Origin of the sequence: Thermomonospora curvata DSM 43183 (assembly GCF_000024385.1) — a bacterium.
GTDB classification, from domain to species: Bacteria; Actinomycetota; Actinomycetes; order Streptosporangiales; family Streptosporangiaceae; genus Thermomonospora; species Thermomonospora curvata.
The window spans coordinates 1,138,609-1,161,305 of the sequence record NC_013510.1 but is presented as its reverse complement, the minus strand read 5'-3'; the positions used below and the strand labels follow the sequence as shown (position 1 = coordinate 1,161,305).

Annotated in this window: 16 protein-coding genes; 10 read left to right on the top strand and 6 right to left on the bottom strand. The window is 70.4% G+C overall.

What is annotated here, in order from left to right; translation table 11 throughout:
• The first annotated feature begins 54 nt into the window (after window positions 1–54).
• Window positions 55–834: a WecB/TagA/CpsF family glycosyltransferase gene (locus TCUR_RS05020; RefSeq protein ID WP_012851389.1), complete on the top strand. Its 780-nt coding sequence runs from the start codon at window positions 55–57 to the stop codon at window positions 832–834.
• Window positions 835–968: 134 nt separating this feature from the next.
• Here the strand turns inward: TCUR_RS05020 and TCUR_RS05015 are convergent, their stop codons facing one another.
• A complete protein-coding gene (locus tag TCUR_RS05015) occupies window positions 969–1,841 on the bottom strand; it encodes a beta-1,6-N-acetylglucosaminyltransferase (RefSeq protein ID WP_012851388.1) in 873 nt (290 codons plus the stop codon).
• 630 nt (window positions 1,842–2,471) lie between these two features.
• Between TCUR_RS05015 and TCUR_RS24665 the strand changes: the two genes are divergently transcribed.
• Window positions 2,472–3,992, top strand: a complete 1,521-nt coding sequence (locus TCUR_RS24665; protein ID WP_012851387.1) for a CBM96 family carbohydrate-binding protein — start codon at window positions 2,472–2,474, stop codon at window positions 3,990–3,992.
• A 474-nt stretch (window positions 3,993–4,466) separates the two neighbouring features.
• Here TCUR_RS24665 and TCUR_RS05000 read toward each other — a convergent pair whose 3' ends face one another.
• The gene (locus tag TCUR_RS05000; RefSeq protein WP_012851385.1) at window positions 4,467–7,298 is read right to left on the bottom strand and encodes a PKD domain-containing protein; all 2,832 of its coding nucleotides are present in this window, start codon (window positions 7,296–7,298) and stop codon (window positions 4,467–4,469) included.
• A 275-nt stretch (window positions 7,299–7,573) separates the two neighbouring features.
• Between TCUR_RS05000 and TCUR_RS04995 the strand changes: the two genes are divergently transcribed.
• From TCUR_RS04995 to TCUR_RS04960, 8 genes are all read left to right on the top strand, one after another.
• Complete coding sequence (locus tag TCUR_RS04995) at window positions 7,574–8,869, top strand: hypothetical protein (RefSeq protein ID WP_012851384.1); 1,296 nt, start codon at window positions 7,574–7,576, stop codon at window positions 8,867–8,869.
• Complete coding sequence (locus TCUR_RS04990; RefSeq protein WP_012851383.1) at window positions 8,866–10,068, top strand: phosphotransferase; 1,203 nt, start codon at window positions 8,866–8,868, stop codon at window positions 10,066–10,068. Before TCUR_RS04995 ends, TCUR_RS04990 begins: the two co-directional genes overlap by 4 nt.
• On the top strand, window positions 10,065–10,934 hold the full coding sequence (locus TCUR_RS04985) for a sulfotransferase domain-containing protein (RefSeq protein ID WP_012851382.1): 870 nt from the start codon (window positions 10,065–10,067) through the stop codon (window positions 10,932–10,934). Before TCUR_RS04990 ends, TCUR_RS04985 begins: the two co-directional genes overlap by 4 nt.
• Window positions 10,931–12,325, top strand: coding sequence for a YveK family protein (locus tag TCUR_RS04980; RefSeq protein WP_012851381.1), 1,395 nt, complete (start codon window positions 10,931–10,933; stop codon window positions 12,323–12,325). The genes TCUR_RS04985 and TCUR_RS04980 overlap by 4 nt, the downstream gene beginning before the upstream one ends.
• Before the next feature lie 150 nt (window positions 12,326–12,475).
• Window positions 12,476–14,275, top strand: a complete 1,800-nt coding sequence (locus TCUR_RS04975) for a tyrosine-protein kinase domain-containing protein (protein WP_012851380.1) — start codon at window positions 12,476–12,478, stop codon at window positions 14,273–14,275.
• On the top strand, window positions 14,262–15,872 hold the full coding sequence (locus TCUR_RS04970) for a lipopolysaccharide biosynthesis protein (RefSeq protein WP_012851379.1): 1,611 nt from the start codon (window positions 14,262–14,264) through the stop codon (window positions 15,870–15,872). The genes TCUR_RS04975 and TCUR_RS04970 overlap by 14 nt, the downstream gene beginning before the upstream one ends.
• Entirely contained in the window at window positions 15,856–17,175 is a 1,320-nt protein-coding gene (locus tag TCUR_RS04965) for a ParB N-terminal domain-containing protein (RefSeq protein ID WP_012851378.1), read from the top strand. The genes TCUR_RS04970 and TCUR_RS04965 overlap by 17 nt, the downstream gene beginning before the upstream one ends.
• Before the next feature lie 281 nt (window positions 17,176–17,456).
• Entirely contained in the window at window positions 17,457–18,632 is a 1,176-nt protein-coding gene (locus TCUR_RS04960) for an RCC1-like domain-containing protein (RefSeq protein WP_245536980.1), read from the top strand.
• A gap of 20 nt (window positions 18,633–18,652) precedes the next feature.
• Here the strand turns inward: TCUR_RS04960 and TCUR_RS04955 are convergent, their stop codons facing one another.
• The 4 genes from TCUR_RS04955 to cysD all read right to left on the bottom strand — a co-directional run bounded on the left by TCUR_RS04955 (window position 18,653) and on the right by cysD (window position 22,676).
• On the bottom strand, window positions 18,653–19,369 hold the full coding sequence (locus TCUR_RS04955; RefSeq protein WP_012851376.1) for a hypothetical protein: 717 nt from the start codon (window positions 19,367–19,369) through the stop codon (window positions 18,653–18,655).
• Between the two features lie 92 nt (window positions 19,370–19,461).
• Window positions 19,462–20,367 carry a glycosyltransferase family 2 protein gene (locus tag TCUR_RS04950; RefSeq protein ID WP_012851375.1) on the bottom strand — a complete coding sequence of 302 codons (906 nt, stop codon included), beginning with the start codon at window positions 20,365–20,367 and terminating at the stop codon, window positions 19,462–19,464.
• A 123-nt stretch (window positions 20,368–20,490) separates the two neighbouring features.
• The gene (locus TCUR_RS04945; protein ID WP_012851374.1) at window positions 20,491–21,759 is read right to left on the bottom strand and encodes a sulfate adenylyltransferase subunit 1; all 1,269 of its coding nucleotides are present in this window, start codon (window positions 21,757–21,759) and stop codon (window positions 20,491–20,493) included.
• A gap of 2 nt (window positions 21,760–21,761) precedes the next feature.
• Window positions 21,762–22,676 carry a sulfate adenylyltransferase subunit CysD gene (gene cysD, locus TCUR_RS04940; RefSeq protein ID WP_012851373.1) on the bottom strand — a complete coding sequence of 305 codons (915 nt, stop codon included), beginning with the start codon at window positions 22,674–22,676 and terminating at the stop codon, window positions 21,762–21,764.
• Between the last annotated feature and the right edge of the window lie 21 nt (window positions 22,677–22,697).

Genomic DNA, 22,697 nt, shown 5'->3' with positions numbered 1-22,697 from the left:
GTAGACTCTCCCAGCCTGCGCCCTGGGCAGGAGGACCGAGCTGGGAGCATGGGAATGGACTGGGCACACGACACCGTGGACGTCCTGGGTGTCGAGGTGAGCCGGCTCGACGCCGAGCGCTTCAGCGAGCTCATGGCCAAGGCCATCGCCACGCGGCGCCGGCTGACCGTGACCTTCGCCAACCCGAACTATGTGATGGCGGCCCGCAAGGACGCGCGGCTGCGCCAGATGATCAACTCCTTCGACCTCGTCCTGGCCGACGGGTGGGGCGTGGTGATGGCGACGCGGATCTTCGGCCGCCCGGTGCCCTGCCGGATGGCCAACGACGACCTCACCGACGAGTTCTTCGGCCTGGCCGCCCGGCACAACTGGCGCACCTACCTGCTCGGCAGCGCGCCCGGCGTCGCCGAGACCGCCGCGGCCAACCTGCGCCAGTGGTACCCGGGGCTGCCCATCGTCGGCGTCCAGCACGGGCACTGGGCCGATGAGTCGGGCCGCATCCCGCCCGCCGATGCCGACCGGCTCGTCAAGGAGATCAACGCCGCCCGCCCGGACATCCTGCACGTGGGCCTGGGCACCCCGCTGCAGCAGATCTTCGTGACCGAGAACCGGGACCGGCTCGACGTCCCGGTGATCGTCACCTGCGGCGCCTACCTGGAGCATTTGAGCGAGCGCCGGGACTGGTACCCGGCATGGGTGCTGCGGCTGCGCCTGGGCTGGCTCTACCGCCTCAGCCGGGACCCGAAGCGGCTGTGGTACCGCTACACCATCGAGCTGGGCTCTTATGTGCTGCGGGTGTTCGCCCACCGGATCCGTCACGGCAAGCAGTACTGAACCCTTCCGGCACGCCTCCTCCGGCCGAGGGCGCTCTGCTCACCGGCACTTTTCAGCACGCCGTCCCGGCCCTGCAGCGTCGCAACGCCCTGAGGTTTCCGCCCCCGGCCCTCAAGATGCACGCCGGGAAGGGCTCACCCGGATGAGGCCGTTCTCTCCTCGGCGAGCCGGTCGAGCAGGTCCGGGATCTCCGGATGCGCCAAGCGGTCGATCTTGCGGGCGAAGAAGGCGTCGCTGGCGCGCAGATCGGGCAGGTGCTCGGCGGTGATGATCTGCGGGTGCAGCTGCCGCCTTCCCCACTTGATGTAGCGCTTGCTGTCGTGCGCCACGTTCGGGGCCGGGTGGACGTTGAGCGTCATCGAGGCGATGAACGTCTCGTCCGGGATCGGCGCAAAGCGCAGGTAGGACAACATCCGCTCGGACATCTGCCGTGCATCCAGCACCGCGGCGACGGTGGGCGCCGACAGGTTGAACCACATGTCCCCCACATACAGCTCAACGCCGTTCCGATACGGGTGACGGCGTTTGAACGGCAGCGTCACCGAACGGCGGGAAAACGGTACGCGCCGCTTGTAGAGGTAGCGACGGCGAGTCAGCGCCTGCCAGGGGATGACGTCCTCGGCCGGGTCGGGGCCCACCCGGAAATATCGAAGGTAGGCGTCGTAGGGCGAGCCGGCGAGTTCCTGCTCGATGGCGCTCATCTTCCGGATCGGATAATCCTGCCCGGACACCAGCAGCGCCCAGGAGAACTCCGGAACGTTCCGGGCGACCCACTGCAGCGTCTTCCACTGCGCCTGCACCAGCGACAGCCTGCCCCACTTGCAGGGGATCGGATCGGGGATCACCGCCACCTGCGACGAGGGCGGAATCGACAGCGGCTCCCCGGAGGGGTCGTGATGGATGACGGCGAAGCTATTGGTTCCCTCGGTGATCCGGTGGATCAGGCGTGTCACCTGCTCACTGTCGCGGTGCGAAAGCACGATCACCGCAATCGGCCCTTTGGACATCGCTCCCCCGTTTCGGTTCCCCAGCGTCGTCCCGCGAGCCTATGTGCCGCTTATCCACACGGCGTTCAGTTATCACGAACGTTACTTGCGGTAACTCGCAAGCCATTTTGTGCGACTCCCCGCGTCGCACCGATCACGCTCCGGCGGCGTTTTTCGCTCCGCGGCCCATGCTCCCGCGCCGCCGCCCACTGCGGGAGGGCCTCCTGCGACCGCAGTCGGCCATGACGGCAATGCACCGGCAGAAGCACACCGAAAAGATCAATAGGGGAACCGCCCACCGCGCCAGTGACAGTTTACTCACAGAAAGTGACGACAATGATTGACGGGGCGGCCACGGCGGTATGCTCCGGTCACCGCAACCGGTCGAAGGCCATACCGAAAACGGCACTGTGCTGCGATGTGCGGGCGCACCCGCTACTCTGAGCGGCAATTTACACAGCGGCCCCGCGCGCCGCATCCGTCAGAAAGGAACGGTCCGTGTCAGCTCATCGGCCACCAGATCGGTTCCCTTCCCGCCATCACCGGCCCGACGCGCGGCGTTCGCAACCGTTGCCTCCTCGACGGCGGCGCAGGCAGCGAAGGCGCGTCAGGACACGCGCCCTCGTGGCGTTGGGCGCGGCCGGAGCGACAGTGGCCGCAGGCGTCCTCGCCGCCGACGTGGCGCCCCTCCCGCGCCGCGCCCCGGCCACGATGACCGCCACGGACGGGGATCCGCTGGCCGTGCCCCCCGTGGCCGACACCTATGTGGTGCGGCAGATGGATTGGCTCAACAAAGGGTCCGCCGAAAAACTGACGGCCTCCCATTGGAGCGACTGGCACACCGAGGCTTATGTGTCCTTCGTCGTTCCGCCCGGGGTGAAGAACCTGCGCAGCGCCCGGCTGCGGTTCACCTTCAACCGCCTCGACCACCAGCCCGCCACCGTGGAGCTGCGCTCGCTGCCCACCACCGGCTGGTCCGAAAAGGACACCACGTGGGCCAACCGCCCCAAAGCCGGTGAGGTGCTGGCCACCGCCGAGATCACCGCCCAAGGCACCCGGGAGCTGTCCTTCGACGTCAGCTCGTGGGTCAACGGTCCGGGCACCTACGCCTTCGCCCTGACCAACCCCAACTACTGGTCGGCGGCCTCGCTCTACTCCCGGGAGGCCGGCGCGCGGGGGCCGCGGCTGATCCTGACCCCCGCCAAGGAGAACGGCGGGCGGCCCTCCCCCACCGTCCCGGCGGCCCCGTCGCCGACGCCGACCGCGACGGCCACGCCGAAGCCGACCCCGACCGCGAGCGCGACCTCCCAGCCGTCGCCCGACACCAGCGCTCAGCCGCGTCCGCCCGCGCAGCCGTCCCAGCCGCCGGTCAAGCCCGCCGACGCCCCGCTGTGCGGCGCCTCGTTCAACACCCTGCCCGGAGAGACCTTCCAGCAGGCCCTGGCGCGGGTCGACAAGTACTACGGCGGGCTCCAGATGGTCCGCATCTTCTACGCGGGCCTGCCCTCCAAGTGGCCGGGCAAGATGGACGTCGGCAAGCGGCCCATCGTGGTGTCGTTCAAGATGAACCCCCGGGACGTGCTGTCGGGCAAGCACGACGGCTACATGCGCGAGTGGTTCGCCACCGCCCCCAAGGACCAGGACATCTACTGGGTCTACTACCACGAGCCCGAGGACAACATCCGCAGCGGCGAGTTCACCGCCCCGGACTACCGGGCGGCCTGGAAGCGGCTGCGCTCCCTGGCCGACCAGGCCGGCAATCCCCGCCTGAGGGCCACGCTGGTCCTGATGAGCTGGACCCTGGACGCCCGGTCCGGGCGCAACTGGCGCGACTACTACCCGGGCCGCGACGTGATCCAGGTGCTCGGCTGGGACGTGTACAACCTGCTGGACAAGAAGGGCCTCTACGAGCCGCCCAAGCAGATGTACCAGAAGGTCATCGAGGTCAGCGAGCAGGAGAAACTGCCCTTCGGTATCGCCGAGACGGGCAGCTACCTGGTCGGCGGGGACACCGGCGAAAAGCGCGCCAAGTGGCTGCGGGAGATGGTCGCCCACCTCGGCAAGGCCGGTGCCCTGTGGGTCGCCTACTTCGACCTGGACTGGCCCTCGGGTGACTTCCGGCTGCTGGATGCGCCGAGCCGCAAGGCCTGGCAGGACTTCTGCCGCGACTGAGCCTGCCGGCTCTCCGCCCAGCAGCTGAACGGGTCGGCCCGCCCGGAGGGCTTCCGGGCGGGCCGACCCGTGTCACGGCGGCTCTTTCCCGCCGCCCCTCATGAGCCGAACCGGCGCCCCCGCGCCATGCCCTGGACGGCCCGGCGAATCATGGCGACCGCCATACGCGCCGAACCCGCCGTGCACGGCACGCGGCGAAGCCCCCGCCCGGTCCCGTCCCTTCACCGGGTTCAAGCCCTATGCCGGCCCTGCCGGGCCAGGAGAACGCGAGCCTGAAGCCGACCGTGGCGGCCCTGATGGGTGCCCCGGCCCTGCCGGGCCAGGAGAACGCCCCCAAGCAGACCCCGGCCGTAGCGGCCGGCGCTCCTGCGGGCCGGAGCCCTTCGCACTCCCTGGTCCGCACGCCGGGGCACAACAAGACGGCCGCCCGGGATTCCCGGGCGGCCGTCCCTTCTCCGGGCTCAGGCCCCTAGATCAGCTCTGACGGGCCAGGATGATGGTCCACATCAGGCCCCGGCTGGCCGCGTCGGTCGTGGCGACCAGGCCGCCGTAGGAGCCGGTCGGAACCGGGCCGTCGGTGTCGCCGACCAGGGTCATGATCCGCCCGCCGCCGGAGCCGACGCCGGTGCCGCGGATGGTCGGACCGCTGGGCGCCGTCCACTCGGTGGTGCTGGAGGACTTGTCCGCCCAGTAGGAGATCGCCCACGCACCGGCCGAGCTCACCGTGACGGTGGGCGTGGCGTGCTCGGTGACGGTGCTGGCGTCGACCCGTCCGCTGATGGCCGCGACCGGGTTGCCGGTGTCGGTGCCCTCGTAGGCCAGCAGCCGCAGGTCGACCTTGGCGTAGTCGCTGACCCCGACGCTCACCGTGGAGCCGGCGTCGCCGGCGGTGGCGACCCGCTTCCAGACCGTGGAGACCGCGCTGCCGGCCGTCTGGGTGCCGATCTGGGTCCACCCGGCCGGCGGCGTGATCGTGACGCTGGTGCTGTTGGCGGTCATGATGAGCACCATGCCGTCGCCCGGCTGGACGCTGCTGGGCACGGTCACCGTCGCCTCGCGGGTGTTGGCGTTGAAGCCGGCGCCGCCCCGGTAGCCGATCGCGGTGGCGTTCTGCGTCACCGACACCTGCTCGGTGACGGTGCCCTGGCCGCCGCGGTTGTCGGTCACGGTCAGCTTGACCGTGTAGGTGCCGGGCTCGTCGTAGGTGTGCTCGACGGTCTTGCCGGTGCCGGTCTTGCCGTCACCGAAGTCCCACGAGTAGGAGGCGATGGTGCCGTCCGGGTCCTCAGAGGCCGAGGCGTCGAAGCTGCACTCCAGCTGATCGCACTGGCTGGTGAAAGAAGCCTCGGGCAGCTCGTTGGGCACGCCGCTGTACAGGAACACCGCGCGGCCCCGCCAGTCGTTGCTGTCGACCAGCTGGGGCGTCCCGGAGGGCACGCCGTTGACGAAGTTCATCCGGTAGAGCCGGCCGCTGGAGCTGTTGTTGACGAAGTACAGCTTGTCGCCGTGGACGAACATCCCGCCGACCGAGCTCCAGTTCACCCCGGACATGTTGCCCACGGCGGTCAGCTCCTGGGCGCCGACCACGTTGCTCTCCGGGGTGAAGTAGCGGTAGTACAGCGCCGACTGGCCGCGGGTGTAGTAGATCCGGCCGTTGGCGAAGAACATGCCGGTGATGTTGGGCACCTGGTTGTGCCAGGTCGACATGTTGGTCAGCTGGTCGGCGGTGTTGATCTCGGTCACCGTCGTGCCCAGCGTCTCCCCGTCGAAGGAGCGCCGGTAGAACTTGCCGTTGGAGTGGCCGTAGAACAGCTCGCCGTTGATCATGAAGGCGCCGCGCATGGTGCGCCAGTCGAAGCCACCCGTGGAGTGGTTGACGGTGCTTCCGGCGGTGGAGCCGTCGAAGGAGCGGTGCCGCAGGAAGTTCTGCGCGGCGAGCCCGAGGCCGCCGGCGTAGTAGACGTTGCCCGGCAGCTCACCGGTGTGGTTGGGCTTGACCTTGGTCCCGCCGGCCAGCGGGAACATCGCCAGCTTGGGGTGCCACTCGCCGCCGGCCTCGTCGGTGTCGCTGCCCATCCACAGGCCCTCGGAGGTGGCCAGCAGGTCGAAGACGCCGACGCCGCGGGTGCGGCCGGGGTTCCAGGAGAAGGGCAGCCCGTTGGCCGGGTCGAGGGCGGCGATGCCCTCCCGGGAGACGGCGCCCTGGCCGGCCTTGTCGGAGCCGAAGGGGTTGTTGGCCCAGCGGAAGTGCCCGCCGACGTAGACGGCGGCGTCGGTGACCTCCACCGCGTAGCTGGTGTCGCCGCCGGTCCAGTTCACCCAGGTGGGCTGCTGGTCGGCGCCACCGGCGGTCTCCCAGCGGGCGTGGGTGTCGCACAGCTTCGGCGGGCCGCCGGAGTAGGCCCCGGTGGTGGTGATCACGAAGAAGGAGCCGTCGGGCGAGAAGTCCACGTCCCGCATGTAGGTGTGGAACGACGAGGAGCACAGCTCCGCGTAACGCGTGGTGCTCCAGGGGGCCAGCGTGGCCTGCTCGCCGCTCAGGTCGATCATGGCCACCTGGTTGCGGGTCTGCCCGGCCACCGAGTTGAAGTTGCCGATGATCACCAGCTTGGAGCCGTCGGGCGTGATGTCCATCTTGTAGACGAGGGTCACGCCCAGGCCCCGGTGCGTGCCGGAGATGTTGAGGTCCAGGAAGTTCAGCAGCGCGCCGGTGTTGGGGTTGACCGCCGCCAGGGCCGGACGGGAAACCCCGTTGACGTGGGTGAAGTCACCGGCGACGTACAGCCGCCCGTTCGCCAGGCGAAGGTCGCGCACCCGGCCGTTGGTCTGCACGGAGAAGCTGCTGATCACCTGGCCGGTGGTGGCGTTGATCCGCACCAGCCGGGAGGTGGAGGCCCCGCCCACGCTGGTGAAGGTGCCGCCGACGTACAGCGACTGGCCGTCGGAGGCGGGCAGCAGCACGCTGACCTCGCCGTTGCCGACGTTGGGGTTGAAGCCGGCGTCGATCTCGCCGGTGGTGGCGTTCATGGAGAACAGCCGGTTGCGGGTCAGCATCGGCTTGCCGCCGCCCGGCTCCTTGACCTGGGTGAAGTCACCCCCGATGAAGATCCGGTCGCCGATCTTGACGATGGACTTGACCGACCCGTCCTGGATCTGCGGGGTGTAGTCCACCGGGTCGTCGGAGACGATCCGGTTGTGCGGTTCTCCGGTGGCCGGACTGGCCTGCGCCACAGTGGGCACGCCCACCAGCGCACCCGTGGCCATGGCCAGCCCGGCCATGACCGACACAGCTTTTCGCAAGCGCATAGCGCTCCTCATGTCGTTCCTACCGGGCACATCCAGCCCGGCGCCCCATGTGTTCTCGGCCTGCACCCCCGATGGCCGATCCACTCATATAGCCGAGTACACCCACACCTACGTGGCGCATAAGGTATCGCTGGACACACGCGGCAGACCAGGGAACCGCTAACGTTCTTATCTCACCCCCCTGCCAGGGCACATCTGGAGCGAACGTGACATCCACGTTGACGCCGTCGCGGCCACTCCTGCCGTGGCGGTTGCCCACCGGATGGCCACTGAGTGTGATCTTCCTGGGGTATCCGCTGTGGTGGCTGCTGGGTTTGGGTCACATCGTCTTCATGGCGATGACCGTGCCCATGGCCATGTTTCTGTGGCGCCGCAGAAACACCCTTGTGGCCCCCGCGGGATTCGGCCTGTGGCTGTTCTTCATCGTCTGGGTTCTGCTGGGCGTCACCGTGCTGTGGGTGCACGCCCCCGGCGCCTCTCCCGAAGGCGGCATCACCCGGCTGCTGGTCTTCGGCTGGCGGATGGTCTGGTACCTGTCGTTCACGGTGGTGCTGCTCTACATCTGCAACAGCAGCGAAGAAGAGCTGCCCACCGGCAGGGTCGGCCGCCTGCTGGGCTTCATGTTCATCGTGACCACGGTCGGCGGGCTGGTCGGCACGTTCTGGCCAACCCTGCAGCTCACCTCCCTGATGGAGATGCTGCTGCCGCACGGCCTGGCCTCCAACGCCTTCCTGCGGGACGCCATCCATCCCAAGGTCGCCGACGTGTCGACGATCCTGGGCTTTGAGCAGTCCCGCCCCATGGCGCCCTTCGCCTACTCCAACACCTGGGGCGCCGCCTACGCCTTCTTCCTGCCGTTCTTCGTCCTCACCTGGATCGTGCGCGCCCGCGGCAGGCGGCGGATCGCCGGCTGTGTGATTTTGATCGCCTCGCTGTGGCCGGTCGTCTACTCGCTCAACCGGGGCCTGTGGGGGGCGCTGATCCTGATCGGGGTGTTCGGCCTCATCAGGCTGGTCGCCATCGGCGGCGCCCGGGTGCTGGGCTGGACCATCGCCGGGTTGTGCGCCGGCGCGCTGATCATCGCGGCCTCGCCGCTGCCCGGCATGGTGCAGTCCCGGCTGGACAACCCGCACAGCAACACCCGGCGGACGCTGCTGGCCGTCGAGACGGTCAAAAGCGCGTGGACCGGATCGCCGCTGCTGGGCTTCGGCTCCACCAGGGACGTGGAGGGCGACCTGGACTCCGTGGCCGGCGGGGAACGCCCCGGGTGCAAAGCGTGCGCCCCTCCTCCGCTGGGCACCCAGGGCCACCTGTGGTTGCTGATCTTCGCGCACGGCCTGGTCGGCACCGTGGCGTTCCTGGCGTTCTTCACGCTCCGGTTCGTCCGGCACTGGCGGGACCGGTCGGCCTATTCCCTGGCCGGCTGTTGCGTGCTGCTGTCGTGCGGTCTTTTCCTATTCACCTACGACCTGGTGGAGGTACCGCTGTACACGGTGATGGTGGCGGTGGCGCTCATGTGGCGCGCCAAACGGGACAACCCCGTCCTGCCGGTGCTGGAGAGGGTCCGGTGAGCGTCGATCAGGCCTGGGTGGACGCCGTGGCCGAGCTGTGGCCCGGCGCGTCGGTGCGGGTGACGACGAGCGCCGACCCGGTTGCGGCCGGCCGCCGGGAACTGGCCTTTTTGCCCAACGCCGCGCGGCCGCGGCTGCTGCTGCCGGTGGAGAGCGCGGCCGCCTCGGCGGCGGCGCTGCGGCGCTACAGCCACGATCTGGGCCTCCGGCAGCGGATCTCGCGCAGCGTGAGCGCGCTGGCGCTGCGCAGCGGGGGGCCGCAGCGGGCGCTGCGCGACCGGCTGCGCATCGACGGGGGCGGGGAGTCGGTGGAGGACCGGCTGAGCGAGCTGCTCGGCCGGCGGGTGCTGGTCAGCGTCGGCCTGGGCACCGCCCGCGCCAACCGCAAGCCCATCCTGCACGTCCTGACCCCGCAAGGCCGCGCGCTGGCCTTCGTCAAGGTCGGCGACACCTCCACCGCCCGCGCGCTCATCGCGCAGGAGGCCGCCGCGCTGCGCTACCTGAGCACCCGCAGCCTTCCCGGCGTCACCGTCCCCGAGGTGCTGCACCTGGGCGACTGGCAGGGCCGGGGGCTGCTGGTGCTGTCGGCGCTGCACACTTCCGCCCTCGGCTGGCGGCCGCGGCGCACGGTCCCGCTGGCGGCCATGCGCACGGTGTTCGGCGCGGTGGAGGTCCGCCGCGCCGCGCTGGCCGACAGCACGTTCTGGGCCGCGATGACCGAAGTGCCCGCCCAGGTGGCGGACGGGCGCCGGGCCGAGCGGCTGGCCGAGGTGATCAAGCGCGTCGAGAGCGCCTACGGCGATGTGGAGCTGGACTTCGGCGCCTGGCACGGCGACTGGACGCCGTGGAACATGGCCTGGCATCGGGGACGGGTGCAGCTGTGGGACTGGGAGCGGTTCTCCCGTGACGTGCCCAACGGTTTCGACCTGCTGCACTACCGGCTGCAGGAGGCGTCGCGGGCCAAGGGCGCCGACCCCTATGGCACCTGGCCGGCCGGCGCCGTGGCCTGCCTGGCCCCGCTGGGGCTGACCGGGCGGACCGCCCTGGCCACCTTGGAGCTGTACCTGCTGGAGCTGTGCCGTCGGTACCAGCTGGCCGCGCAGGAACCGATCGGGGACCCGCTGCGGCCGACGGCCGACCGGTTGCTGGATCTGCTGGCCGAGCGGGCCGGCGGAGCGCATGACGGGAGCGTGAGGTGATCTCGCGACGTGACGCCCCGCAGTGGGTCAAGGAAAGCGGCCGCGCCATCTCCAGAACGGGCGGGCGGCTGACCGCCAAGGGCCGGATGATCCCCGACTTCCTGCTGGTGGGCACCCAGCGCGGCGGCACCACGTCGCTGTTTCGCGCGCTGGCCGCCCATCCGGCCATCGTCCAGCCCAACTTCCACAAGGGCGTGCATTACTTCGACGTCAATTACCACCGCGGTTTCAACTGGTACCGCGGGCATTTCCCGTTGCGGGCGACGGCCTACCGGCGCGCGCCCGCCGGGACACGCCCGCTGGCCTTCGAATCCGCCGGCTATTACATGCACCACCCGCTGGCGCCCCATCGGATCGCCCAGGATCTGCCGGGTGTGAAATTGATCGCGATTCTGCGCGACCCGGTCGAGCGGGCCTACTCGGCCTACAAGCACGAACTGGCCCGGGGTTTTGAAACCGAGCAGTCCTTTGAACGCGCCCTGGAACTGGAGCCGCAGCGGCTGGCCGGGGAGGTCGAGCGGATCAAGGCCGACCCGACTTACCTGAGCCACAGCCACCGGCACCACTCTTACCTGGACCGCGGTCAATACTGCGAGCAGCTGGAGGTGTTGTTCGCCCTGTTCGGGCGGGAACGGGTGCTGGTGCTGTTCGCCGAGGACTTCTTCGCCGATCCGGCGTCCGTCTACGACCGGATCATCGACTACCTGGGGCTGCCGTCCTGGCGGCCCTCCTCCTTCGAACGGCACAACGCCCGTCCCGGCTCGGCCCTGCCGAAGGCGCTGCAGGAGCGGCTCAGGAAACACTTCGAGCCCTATGACGAGAAGCTGGCCGAGATGCTGGGGACCGTACCGCCTTGGCGGCGATGAAGAGCCGGGCCGGCCGCCGCGCGCAGGCGGGACCCGATGTGGTCCCGCTGACGTACTACACCTCGCTGCTGCGGCGGCAGGCCCTGGTGATCGTGGGGGCGGTGCTGCTGGGCACCGCCCTGGGGCTGCTGCGGACGATGACCACCGCCCCCGTCTACACCTCCACGGTCTCGGTGATGGCGCCGGCCGAGCCGCTGCACACCGGCAGCCGGCGGCTGACCGGCCAGGACGGCTCCTCCCGCAGGCCGCGCAACTCCACCATGGACACCGAGGCCCAGCTGGTGCTCTCCAACGAGGTGCTCACCCGGCTGAGCTCCTTTCAGGGCTTCCGGGTCGGCCATGACGAGCTGCGCCGGCGCATCAAGATCACTGCTCCGGCGAACACCCGGGTGCTCAACATCGCCGTCTCGGCGTCCCGGCCGGAGACCGCCCAGCAGGGCGCCGGGATCGTCGCGGAGGCCTATCTGAGTCTGCGCGAGCAGATCGTGGGAGGCGTCCAGCAGCGCAACCGGGAGGCCCTGCAGCGCAGGCGGGCGGTGCTGGAGAAGCGGCTGGCCGCGCTGCCCGGAGACGAGGCGGCGATGCCCCGCCTCACCGCGCGCAGCAGGCGCCAGGCCCTGGTGAACCAGCTCTCTTCGGTGGAAAAGGAGCTGCATGCGCTGGAGAGCCGCGCCATCCAGTCCGGCGAGGTGCTGCGCAGCCCCGCCCTGCCGACCGCTCCCGACGATGTCAACGGGGAGCTCGGCCCGGCCACGGGGGCGGGAGTGGGGCTGATCGTCGGGGTGGGGATCGCGCTGGTGCGCAACCGGCGGCCACGCCTGATCCGCACCGCCGTCGACATCCCGCCGCAGGTGCAGGTGCCGGTCCTGGCGGAACTCGGTCAGCATTCGGCCGCCCGCTCCAACACCTATCGCCGGCTGCGCAATCTCGCCTTCGACAAGCGGGCCTCCACGGTGCTGGTGGCCGGTCTGCCCCCCGAGGCGGGCGTCCGCGTCGCCCGCGGGCTGGCCTCCCTGTGCGTGGAGGGCGGGGCCCGGACCGCGCTGGTGCACGTGGACGCCACCGGCGATGGGAAGGCGCGGCGCGGACACGAGGGCACCGCCGATGAACATGCGTCCTTTCCCGTTTTCCGCACCCCCTCCGGTGAGGGGGACCGCGGATTCGCACGCGCCCTGGCCAAGGCCCGGGAAAAGGCTCAGCTCGTGGTGATCACCGGTGTGGCGCCGCACACGGCCGAGGCGCTGAGCATGGCCGCCATCAGCGACCTCACCTTCATCGTGGTGGAACGGGAACGGGCCTCAGACCGCGAACTGGTCAAGGGAATGCAGGCCTTCGAACAGGCCACCGTTCCCGCGCAAGGGTTGGTGCTCACCGGCCCGCAGAAAGCCTGACCGGCCCTCCATACCACACAACAGTCACCCGCCGGCGGCTGCAATCTCTCCACTAACGGGCCTTACATGAACGCAACCAGACAAGCTGCAGACCAAGATATGGTCAAAGCAGCCACAGGCGCCGCGACCGGACGGACTGAGGGGATTCACGTGCCCACTGACCATCCAGCCCCGGGCGAGGGCCAGCTGATCCGCACCGTGCGCCAGCATCTGCTCCTCCTGGGCATCGTGACGTTCATCACCACCGCGCTCGCGGTCACGGTCGGCTTCCTGCAGGGAACGTCCTACACCGCGACCACTTCGGTGCTGGTGACCCCTCTGGAAGGCAACCCCTACTCCCCGGAGGGCCGCGGTGACGATCTGATCAACCTGGAGACCGAGGCGCAGCTGGTCACCACCGACACCGTCGCCAAGCTGGCCGCCGGCCAGCTGCCCGGCAGCGATCCGGCCCGGCTGCGCGCCAAGGTGTCGGTCAGCGTGCCGCCCAACACCCAGGTGCTCAACATCTCCTACACCGACCAGTCGGCCAGGGGGGCGCGCGACGGCGCGCAGGCGTTCGCCAACGCCTATCTGCAGCACCGCGAGCAGCGCGCCAAGGCGGTCACCGACGGCCAGATGGCCAAGCTGCGCGAGCAGGCCCAGCGGGTGGAGCGGGCGCTGCAGCAGGCCACCCGCCAGCTCAGCGGGGCCAACGCCACCGAACGGGCGTTCCTCAACCAGCGGATCACCGCCTACACCAACCAGCTCGGCGTCATCGACGAGCAGATCAACACCATCGCCAGCACCCCGATCGACCCGGGGCAGATCATCACGCCGGCCGGGCTGCCCAAGAGTTCCGGCCACATGATGCTGCTGATCTACGGGGCGGCCGGCCTGGTGGCCGGGCTGGTGCTGGGAACGGGGCTGGCGCTGGTGCGCACGCGGCTGGACAAGCGGCTGCGGGACGCCGAGAGCGTCGAGGCGCTGGGGCTGCGCACGCTCAGCACGATCCCGGAGGCGCCCTCCTCGGGCGAGGAACTGGTGCTCGTCACCCAGCCGGACGGCCCTCAGGCGGAGGGGTACCGGCGGCTGCGCGCCGCCGTGGTCGCCGGGGCGCCCGGCAAGCAGTACGTGATCTTGGTGGCCAGCGCCACCCCGGGCGGGACCGTCACGCTCACCGCCGCCAACCTGGCGGTGGCGCTGGCCTTCGCCGGCTCGCCCACGATCATGATCGACGCGACCGCCTCGGCGGCCGACCCGCTGGAGCTGTTCGGCCTCAGCCCCGCCAAGGGACTGTCGGACACCCTGATCTCCGGGACCGACCCGGCGACGCTGCTCATTCACGCCGACTCCAACCTGCGGCTGCTGCCGCGGGGACGGGACGCCGCGCAGGCCACCCACCGCTTCAGCGGGCCGCTGATGCGCAGCACCATCAAGGCGATGCGCCGCCGGTCGGACTATGTGGTCATCAACGGCCCCAGCCTGCACGACGCCGACGCCCAGGCCCTGTGCACCCTCGCCGACGCCGTCCTGCTGGTCGTCTCACGCGGGGTGACCACCCGCCAGGACCTCATCCAGGCGCACATCGAAGCCCAGCGCGCCGGCGCGACCGTGATCGGGGCGGTGCTGGAGAGCAGCCCGCTGCCCATCGCCAAGCCCGGCAGGAAACCCGACAGGCGGCCCGGCACGACCGAGCGGCGCGCCGGCGAGTCGTCCACCGACACCGCGCCCATCCCCGCCCCGGTCCCCGACCCCGAGGACGAGCCCGTGGTGTGGGAGGAGCTGGTCACCGGCCGCAAGCCGGTCAAGGACGGCCACGACATCCGCCTGCCCGGCGACCGGGACAACGGGTCGGCGGCCGAGGAGTACCCCACTGACCGGCGCGTGGCCCCGACCCGCCGGTCGGAGCAGCAGGAAGAGTTCTCCATGAAACCCAGCGGCAAGACCGGCAGCGGCGATGGCGACATCTGAGGAGAAGACCGGCGGCAAGGACGGAGGAGGCGGCGATCTCACCCGGCTGGCGCGGGGCGGCTCCCTGAACCTGGTGGGCGCGGTCCTGGCCGGCGTGATGGGGTTCGCCCTGGTCGTCGTCGTCACCCACACCTACTCGCAGCAGACCGCCGGTGCGTTCTTCGCGGCGGTGTCGCTGTTTGTGATCCTGGCGGCGATCTGCGGGCTGGGCACCGACGCGGGCCTGGTGCGCTGGCTGCCCCGGCATCTGGCGCTGGGACGGGCCGCCGCGGCCCGCCGGACCGTCCCGATCGCCCTGCTGCCGGTCTTCGCGCTGGCCGCGACGGCGGCGCTGGCGCTGGCCGTGGCGGCGCCCGCACTGGCCGCCCTGCTGGGCGAGCAGCAGACGGCCGAAGTGACCACGATGCTGCGCGTGCTGGCCGGGTTCCTGCCGGTGGCCACCGCCCACGACCTGCTGCTGGCGGCCACCCGGGGACACGGCACCATGCGGCCGACGGTGCTGATCGAAAAGATCTTCCGGCAGACCGCCCAGGTGAGCGGCGCGGCGCTGGCCGGGCTGCTCACCGACCACCCGGTGGCGCTGGCCCTGGCCTGGGCGCTGCCCTACCTGCCGGGGCTGGCGGCGGCCGCGCTGTGGTACCGCGCCCTGGCCCGCCGCTCCGACGCGCGCATCGGCCCGGGGGAAATGGTGCAGCGGGCCGAGCTCATCTCCGGTTTTTGGCGTTACACCGCGCCGCGCGCCGGAGCGCAGATCTGCCAGACGGCGCTGCAGCGGGCCGACATCATGCTGCTGGCCGCGCTCAGCTCTCCCCGCAACGCGGCCATCTACACCGCGGCGACCCGCTTCATCGTGATCGGCCAGCTGGCCACCCAGGCGATCCAGCAGGTGATGCAGCCCATGGTGAGCCGGCAGCTGACGCTGGAGGACCGCGCCGGCGCCCAGCGGGTCTTCGCCACCAGCACCGCCTGGATCGTGATGGCGACCTGGCCGGTGCACCTGACCGTCGCCGTCGGTGCCCCGGTCTACCTGTCGCTGTTCGGCGAAGGGTACGCCGGCGCCGGGCAGACCACGACGGTGCTGCTGGCGCTGACCATGCTGCTGGCCACCGCGTGCGGCCCCGTCGATGTGATGCTGCTGATGGCCGGCCGTAGCGGGCTGAGCCTGGCCAACAACGTCGCGGCGCTGGCGGTCAACCTGGCGCTGAACCTGCTGCTGATCCCCGATCACGGCGCCACCGGAGCGGCGATCGCCTGGTCGGCGGCTTTGGTGACCCGCAACCTGCTGCCGCTCTTGCAGGTGCGGGCCATGCTCTCGATGACTCCCTTCAGTTCCGCCCTGCTGTGGGCCACGGCGTCGGTATCGTTGTGCTTCGGCGGCATTTCCCTGCTGGCGCGCCTTCTTTTCGGTTCGAACATCGGCGGGCTGGCAGCCGGCCTGGCGCTCGCCTGCCCGGCGTACCTCGCCCTGTTGTGGGCGGGCCGGGAGCGGCTGGCGCTCACCGCGTTCGCTTCGCTGGTCCCCGGGCGCCTGGCCGCCCGGACCGCCCCGACCCCCGACCACCCGACTGCGAGGAGAGCCCATGTCTCCGGCCCTTGATCAGATACGCCGCCGTTCCCGCACCGTGCTGCGCAAGGCGGGGCTGACCCCCAGCGGCCCGCTGTACGGCCGGCTGGTCGACGCCGGCCGCAGCCTGCCCATCCCGCCCAAGGCCCGGGTCGTGCTCTCCACCGCGGTGCTGCGCCGGCCCTGGCGCATCCGCGTCCCGCTGGACCGGCTGCTGCTGGGCGCGCAGAGCGGGTGGACCGCCCGTGAGTTCGCCGAGCGGACCGGTGACCTGCTGTGGCCGTCGACCCCGCTGCTGGAGGGGCCGCACGTGCGGCTGCTGGAACTGGCCGACAGCAAAGAGCACCTGACGGACGAGGAGATCCTCGACAGCGACTACGGCCGGCTGGCCCGGCGCTGCATCGCCGCCGGCGGCCGCTACTTCGGCGCCGCCGACGACGCCGGCATCATCGACTCGGCCCGCACCTTCATCGGCCGCTACAAGGGCACCATTCCCGCCCCGACCAGGCGGCGGCCCGAGCAGAGCGGCGCCTTGGACCCGATCCTGGTGGCCCCCATCCGCCACTCCAGCTACTACCAGGTCCTCGACGGCCACCACCGGCTGGCCGTGGCGGCGCGCAACGGCCACAAGTCGGTGTGGGCGGTCGCCAAATGGCTGCCCGTGACCACTCCCCTGCAGGACCTGCTGCTCAAGATGAGCTGGCTGGACGGCACCCGTGAGCTGTACCAGCCGATCGACGCACCCGAGCTGCGCGACAGCTGGACGACGGTGCGCCAGTGCACCGACCGGCTGGAGAAAATGATCTCTTTCCTGGCCGAACGCCGCATCCCCACCCAGGGGACCTACCTGGATGTGGCCAGCTGCTACGGCTGGTTCGTCAAGGAGATGGGCAAGCTGGGTTTCGCGGCCTCGGGGATGGAACGCGATCCCCTGGCGGTTCCGCTGGGCAAGGCGGTCTACGGACTGCCCGACGGCGCCATCGCCACCGGCGACTGCGTGGACCTGTTGCGCGCCGCCGACCGTACCTGGGATGTTGTGTCCTGCTTCAGTTTGCTCCATCATTTCGTACTCGGTCGCGGCTCTGTCAGTGCCGAGGAGCTTCTCCGGCTGCTGGATCGCGTGACAGGGCGTGTGCTGTTCTTCGATACCGGTCAGGAGAATGAGGAATGGTTCCGGACGTCGCTGAGGGGGTGGAACCCCAAGACGATCGCGGAATTCCTCTCCCGGCACACGTCCTTCGACGAAATCGTCGATCTGGGCCCGGACGCCGACTCCCGTCCCCCCTACCAGGACAACTACGGACGGCACCTGTTCGCCTGCGTCCGGCACGCCTGAACCTTTCTCAGCGCGCGGTCCGGGGTGCCAAAGACGGGGGCCGCGGCGATATCGGGGGTTACGACGTCGCCGGTCACGGCATCCTCCCCGACCGCAAGGATCCCGTCCCTACCTGCGGAAACGGCGTGTTGAAAAAGGTTCACCCAAGCGGCGTCCGGCGCCGTCTGCGGCCGTTGCTGGCGGCGGCGCTGGCGTTTTCCCTCACCGCATGCGCCGTCCAAAGGGGCTACGGTCCCGACGAGGCCCCACCCCCGGGTGACCGGGCCCACGGCCCCGGGGAGGTGTGGAGCTCCGGCCTCAACGAAAACGGCCAGCTGGGGCGGGAAAGCCGGGAAATGGACCTGTCGCTGGGGCCGGTTCTGGGCCTGGGCGGCAAGGGCCGGCTGCGAAACGTCGTGGCGGTGGCCGCGGGCGGCCGGCATTCCCTGGCGGTGCTGTCGGATGGACGGGTGGTCGCCTGGGGAGCCAACGACCATGGCCAGCTGGGCGACGGCACCCGGCGCGACAGCCGGCACCCGGTGCTGGTGCGGGCCCCCGGCTCCGGCAAGGGACATCTGAGGGGGGCCGTGGCGGTGGCGGCCGACTCGGACTTCTCCATGGCGCTGCTGAAGGACGGCAGGGTCGTGACCTGGGGCAAGGGCGATGCGGGCCAGCGGGGCATCGGCCGCAAGGAGGCCCCGCTGCTGCCCACCGTGGTGCTGCGCCCCGACGGCCGCAAACCGCTCACCGACGTGGTGCAGATCGCCGCCGACGGCCGTACCGAGCTGGTGCTGCGCAAGGACGGGTCGGTGCTGGCCTGGGGCGCCAACGACTACGGAATGGTGGGGGACGGTACCCGCAAGCAGCGATCCCTGCCGGTGCGGGTGCGCGGCCTGAACGGGCGGCGGTGGCTGAGCGGGGTGAGCAAGATCGCCATCGGCGGGCAGCACGGGCTGGCGCTGCTGAGGGACGGCAGGGTGGTCGCCTGGGGCCGCAACGAGCTGGGGCAGCTCGGCAACGGCACCCGCACCGACAGCACCGTCCCCAAACCGGTGTCGGGTGTGGGCGGCAAGGGCGAGCTGAGCGGCATCGTGGCGATCTCGGCGGCGGAAAAGCACAACTTCGCCCTCACCAAGAACGCCACGCTGGTGGCCTGGGGCAACAACACCGCCGGGCAGCTGGGCGACGGCACGCTGACGCTGCGGGACACTCCGGTCAACGTGGTCGGCACCCACGGTCCCCTGCTGCAGGGCGTGGCCCAGGTGCACGCCGGGGAGGCCCACGGGGTGGCGATCTTGTCCGATGGTTCGGCGCTGAGCTGGGGAGCCGGCCGCAAAGGGCAACTGGGCTGGGGCAAGCGGCTGCACCGCAGCAGACCCGGCCCGCTGATCACCGTGGACGGCCGGGCCCCCAGCGATGTGATGACCGCGGCGGCCGGAGAGCGGCACCTGCTGTTGCTGATGGCGCCGCAGGGTTGACAGCCGCTCCCCGGCGCGGCTCAGGCGCCCGGCGCGTCCGCGGGCCCGCCGCCTGCCGCCGGGCTCTGCGCCCCGGCCCCCGCCGCGGGCTTGGACTTGCCCTTACGGCGCAGCAACAGCACGAACCCGGCCGCGATGACGGCCAGCAGGCCCAGCCCGCCCAGCAGGTAGCCGAGCGGGAAGCCACCGTCGTCCTTCTTCTCAGCGGCCTCCTTGGCACCGGCCTCCATGGCGCGCTGGGCGTCCGCCAGCGTGGTCGGCTCGGGAGTCTTCAGCGGAGCCGCCTTGGCGGTGGGCAGCAGCCGCAGCAGCGCGATCAGCGCGCGGTCGGGACGGCCGGGGTTGCTCTTGACCGCCTGGACGTAGTGCTGCCTGAGCGTCGCCTCATCGATGGTGTTCGACTTGGCCCGCAGTCTCCGCCCGGCCAGCACCACGTAGGTGCCCTTCTGGTCGAGCTGCTTCATCAGCCCTTCCAGCGCGGCGTTGGGATCCACGGAGGCGGGGAAGACCGCCACATAGGCCGGCTCGCTCCGCTCCAGCGTAGAACGCAGCACGTCCAGCGCCGCGTCGGAGCGCAGCAGCTTGGACTTGGAGTCGACGTAGTAGCCATGCTCGATGATGGCGTCCGCGACCGTGATGTAGTCGACCTCGGCCCGCGCCGTTCCGGTGCCCCAGATCGGCAGCAGCATGACCGACGCGACGAGCGGCAGGACGATACGGCGCAGCCGTGCTTTCACGAGACGACCCCCTAGCGAATGGACCCCTGAGCAGACGGTATCGGCAATGCCTGCGAAAAGACGCCGATATCGGATATCCGCCCGGTGAGTCATCAGATACCGCGCCCGCGGGTGTGCAGTGCCAGCAGCACCCGCTCCCCGGAGACCAGGCCGGAGGCCACCAGCAGGGCGAAGGGAACGCGGCGTTCCTTCCAGTTGGCGCGCAGCGCCCGGCCGGCCCAGCGCAGCGCCTCCCTGCGGCGGCCGTTGCAGGCGTGCCCGAAGGCGATCTGCCCGTAGACCCGTCCGGCCGCGGCGCCGTCCCGCTCGATCTCCGGGTAGCGCCGCAGGAACCACTGCAGGGCGGCCACCTTGGTCTCCCAGGCGTGCGCGTAGTAGGAGGTCAGCCCCCACAGGACGCGCACGTACGGGCGGTCCACGTGCACGATGGGATGGCGGCGGGCGGCGCGCAGCGCCAGGTCCCAGTCCTCGCCCTGGCTGCCGGGGATCTCCTCGTCCACCATGCCGATCTCGATCAGCTCGGCGCGGCGGGCCAGGTAGGTCGACGAGTGCACCATCATCAGCCGGTCGCGCACCAGCTCCGCGTAGTGGACCCGGTCGCGCCCGGCCAGGCGGGGCAGCTGCCGGCCGTTGAAATCGATGACGATGCCCGCGCTGCACAGCACCGCCCGCGGCTCGGCCTGCAGCGCCGCGACCTGGGCGGTCAGCTTGCCCGGCAGCCACACGTCATCGTCGTCGCAGAAGGCCACCAGGTCGGTGTCCAGCGCCAGGATTCCGGTGTTGCGCGCCCCGGCCAGGCCGGGGGTGCGCCGGTTGGCCATCACCTGCACCCGCTCGCCGGCCAGGCTCTGGTCGGGTTCGGCCCGGTCGTAGACGACCACCGCGCGGACCTTGCCCGGGTAGTCCTGCGCCAGCACCGACTCCAGCGCCCGCCGCAGCATCTCGGGCCGGTTGTGGGTGGGCAGGACGACCCCCACGGACGGATGGGTGTCACTCATGCGACCGCCTTCATCTCCGCATGACCGGGACCGGACCATTCTTCCCTGGTCACAGCGCCACTGTCCGGGCAATTCCGGAATCTTGCCGGCGGCCCGCGCACCGGCGGCCGCCCCGCCGCACGCTCAGCCGGAGCTGATGATCATGCCGGCGCCGACGGTGCCGTTGGTGGCCTCGTCGATGAGGATGAAACCGCCGGTGAGCCGGTTGCGGGCATAGTCGTCGACGAACAGCGGCTGGGTGACGCGCAGGCTGACCCGGCCGATCTCGTTGAGGGCCAGGCCGTCGACCTGCTCGTCGCGGTGCAGGGTGTTGATGTCCAGCCGGTAGTGGACGTCCTTGACCATGGCGCGGGCGGTGCGGGTGGTGTGCTTGATCAGCAGCTTCATCCGCGGGGTCAGCTTGCGCACATCGGTCATCCAGCACACCATCGCCTCCAGGTCCTGGGTGACCCGTGGCTGGTTGTGCGGCCGGGCGATCATGTCGCCGCGGGAGATGTCGATGTCGTCGGCCAGCCGCAGCGTCACCGACATCGGCGGGAAGGCCTCCTGAACCGGCCCGTTGGGCCCGTCGATGTGGGTGATGGTGGTGGTCAGGCCGGAGGGCAGGTGCACCACCTCATCGCCCGGCTTGAGCACGCCCCCGGCGACCTGCCCGGCATAGCCGCGGTAGTCGTGCAGCTCCGGGTCGGTGGCCTTGTGCGGCCGGATCACGTACTGCACCGGGAAGCGCACGTCGATCAGGTTGCGGTCGGAGGCGATGTGCACGTGCTCCAGGTGGTGCAGCAGCGACGGCCCCTCGTACCAGGGCATGTTGACCGACCGCTCCACCACGTTGTCGCCGTGCAGCGCCGAGATCGGGATGAAGGTCAGGTCGCCGATGTCCAGCTTGGCGGCGAAGGCGGTGAACTCGTCCTGGATGGCCTGGAACACCGACTCCTCATAGCCGACCAGGTCCATCTTGTTGACCGCCACCACCAGGTGCGGCACCCGCAGCAGCGTGGCCAGGAAGGCGTGGCGGCGGGACTGCTCCAGGATGCCCTTGCGGGCGTCCACCAGGATGATCGCCAGGTCGGCGGTGGAGGCCCCGGTGACCATGTTGCGGGTGTACTGGATGTGGCCGGGGGTGTCGGCGATGATGAACTTGCGCCGCGGGGTGGCGAAGTACCGGTAGGCCACATCGATGGTGATGCCCTGCTCCCGCTCGGCCCGCAGGCCGTCGGTCAGCAGCGCCAGGTTGGTGTACTCCTCGCCGCGGTCGGCGCTGGTGCGTTCCACCGCCTCCAGCTGATCTTCGAAGATCGCCTTGGAGTCGTACAGCAGCCGGCCGATCAGCGTGGACTTGCCGTCGTCGACGCTGCCGGCGGTGGCGAACCGCAGGATGTCCATGGCCATGGCTAGAAGTAGCCCTCCTTCTTGCGGTCTTCCATCGCCGCCTCGCTGGTGCGGTCGTCGGCGCGGGTCTGGCCGCGCTCGGTGATGCGGGTCGCCGCGATCTCGGCGATCACCTCGTCCAGCGTGGTGGCCGTGGACTTGATCGCCCCGGTGCAGCTGGCGTCGCCGACGGTGCGGTAGCGCACCATCGCCTCGAAGACCGGCTCGTCCTCTTGGCGGTTGGCGTACGGGCTGTCGGCCAGCAGCATCCCGTCGCGTTCGAACACCCGGCGGGTGTGGGCGAAGTAGATGGACGGGATCTCCAGCTGCTCGCGCCGGATGTAATCCCACACATCCAGCTCGGTCCAGTTCGACAGCGGGAACACCCGCACGTGCTCGCCCTGCCGGATGCGGGTGTTGTACAGGTTCCACAGTTCCGGACGCTGGTTCTTGGGGTCCCACTGCCCGAAGTCGTCGCGGAAGGAGACCACCCGCTCCTTGGCGCGGGCCTTCTCCTCATCGCGCCGGGCGCCGCCGAAGGCCGCGTCGAAGCGGTGCTCTTCGATGGCGTCCAGCAGCGTGGTGGTCTGCAGCCGGTTGCGGCTGGCCCACTTGCCGGTCTCCTCCACCACCCGGCCCTTGTCGATCGACTCCTGCACCGAGGCCACGATGAGCCGCACGCCCAGTTCGGCGACCCTGCGGTCGCGGAACTCGATCACCTCGGGGAAGTTGTGACCGGTGTCGACGTGCATCACCGGGAACGGGATGGGCGCCGGCCAGAACGCCTTCTTGGCCAGGTGCAGCATCACGATGCTGTCCTTGCCCCCGGAAAAGAGCAGGACCGGCCGTTCGAACTCGGCGGCCACCTCGCGGATGATGTGGATCGACTCGGCCTCAAGGACATCGAGCTGAGACAGCAGATAGTCACTGCGCTGCATTATCAAAGGGCTTTCTGTGGG

Coding starts and splice junctions, on each gene's coding strand:
- TCUR_RS05020 (WP_012851389.1), top strand. CDS start 55: ATGGACTGGGCACACGACACCGTGGACGTCCTGGGTGTCGAGGTGAGC.
- TCUR_RS05015 (WP_012851388.1), bottom strand. CDS start 1,841: ATGTCCAAAGGGCCGATTGCGGTGATCGTGCTTTCGCACCGCGACAGT.
- TCUR_RS05000 (WP_012851385.1), bottom strand. CDS start 7,298: ATGCGCTTGCGAAAAGCTGTGTCGGTCATGGCCGGGCTGGCCATGGCC.
- TCUR_RS04980 (WP_012851381.1), top strand. CDS start 10,931: ATGAAGAGCCGGGCCGGCCGCCGCGCGCAGGCGGGACCCGATGTGGTC.
- TCUR_RS04970 (WP_012851379.1), top strand. CDS start 14,262: ATGGCGACATCTGAGGAGAAGACCGGCGGCAAGGACGGAGGAGGCGGC.
- TCUR_RS04965 (WP_012851378.1), top strand. CDS start 15,856: ATGTCTCCGGCCCTTGATCAGATACGCCGCCGTTCCCGCACCGTGCTG.
- TCUR_RS04950 (WP_012851375.1), bottom strand. CDS start 20,367: ATGAGTGACACCCATCCGTCCGTGGGGGTCGTCCTGCCCACCCACAAC.
- TCUR_RS04945 (WP_012851374.1), bottom strand. CDS start 21,759: ATGGCCATGGACATCCTGCGGTTCGCCACCGCCGGCAGCGTCGACGAC.
- cysD (WP_012851373.1), bottom strand. CDS start 22,676: ATGCAGCGCAGTGACTATCTGCTGTCTCAGCTCGATGTCCTTGAGGCC.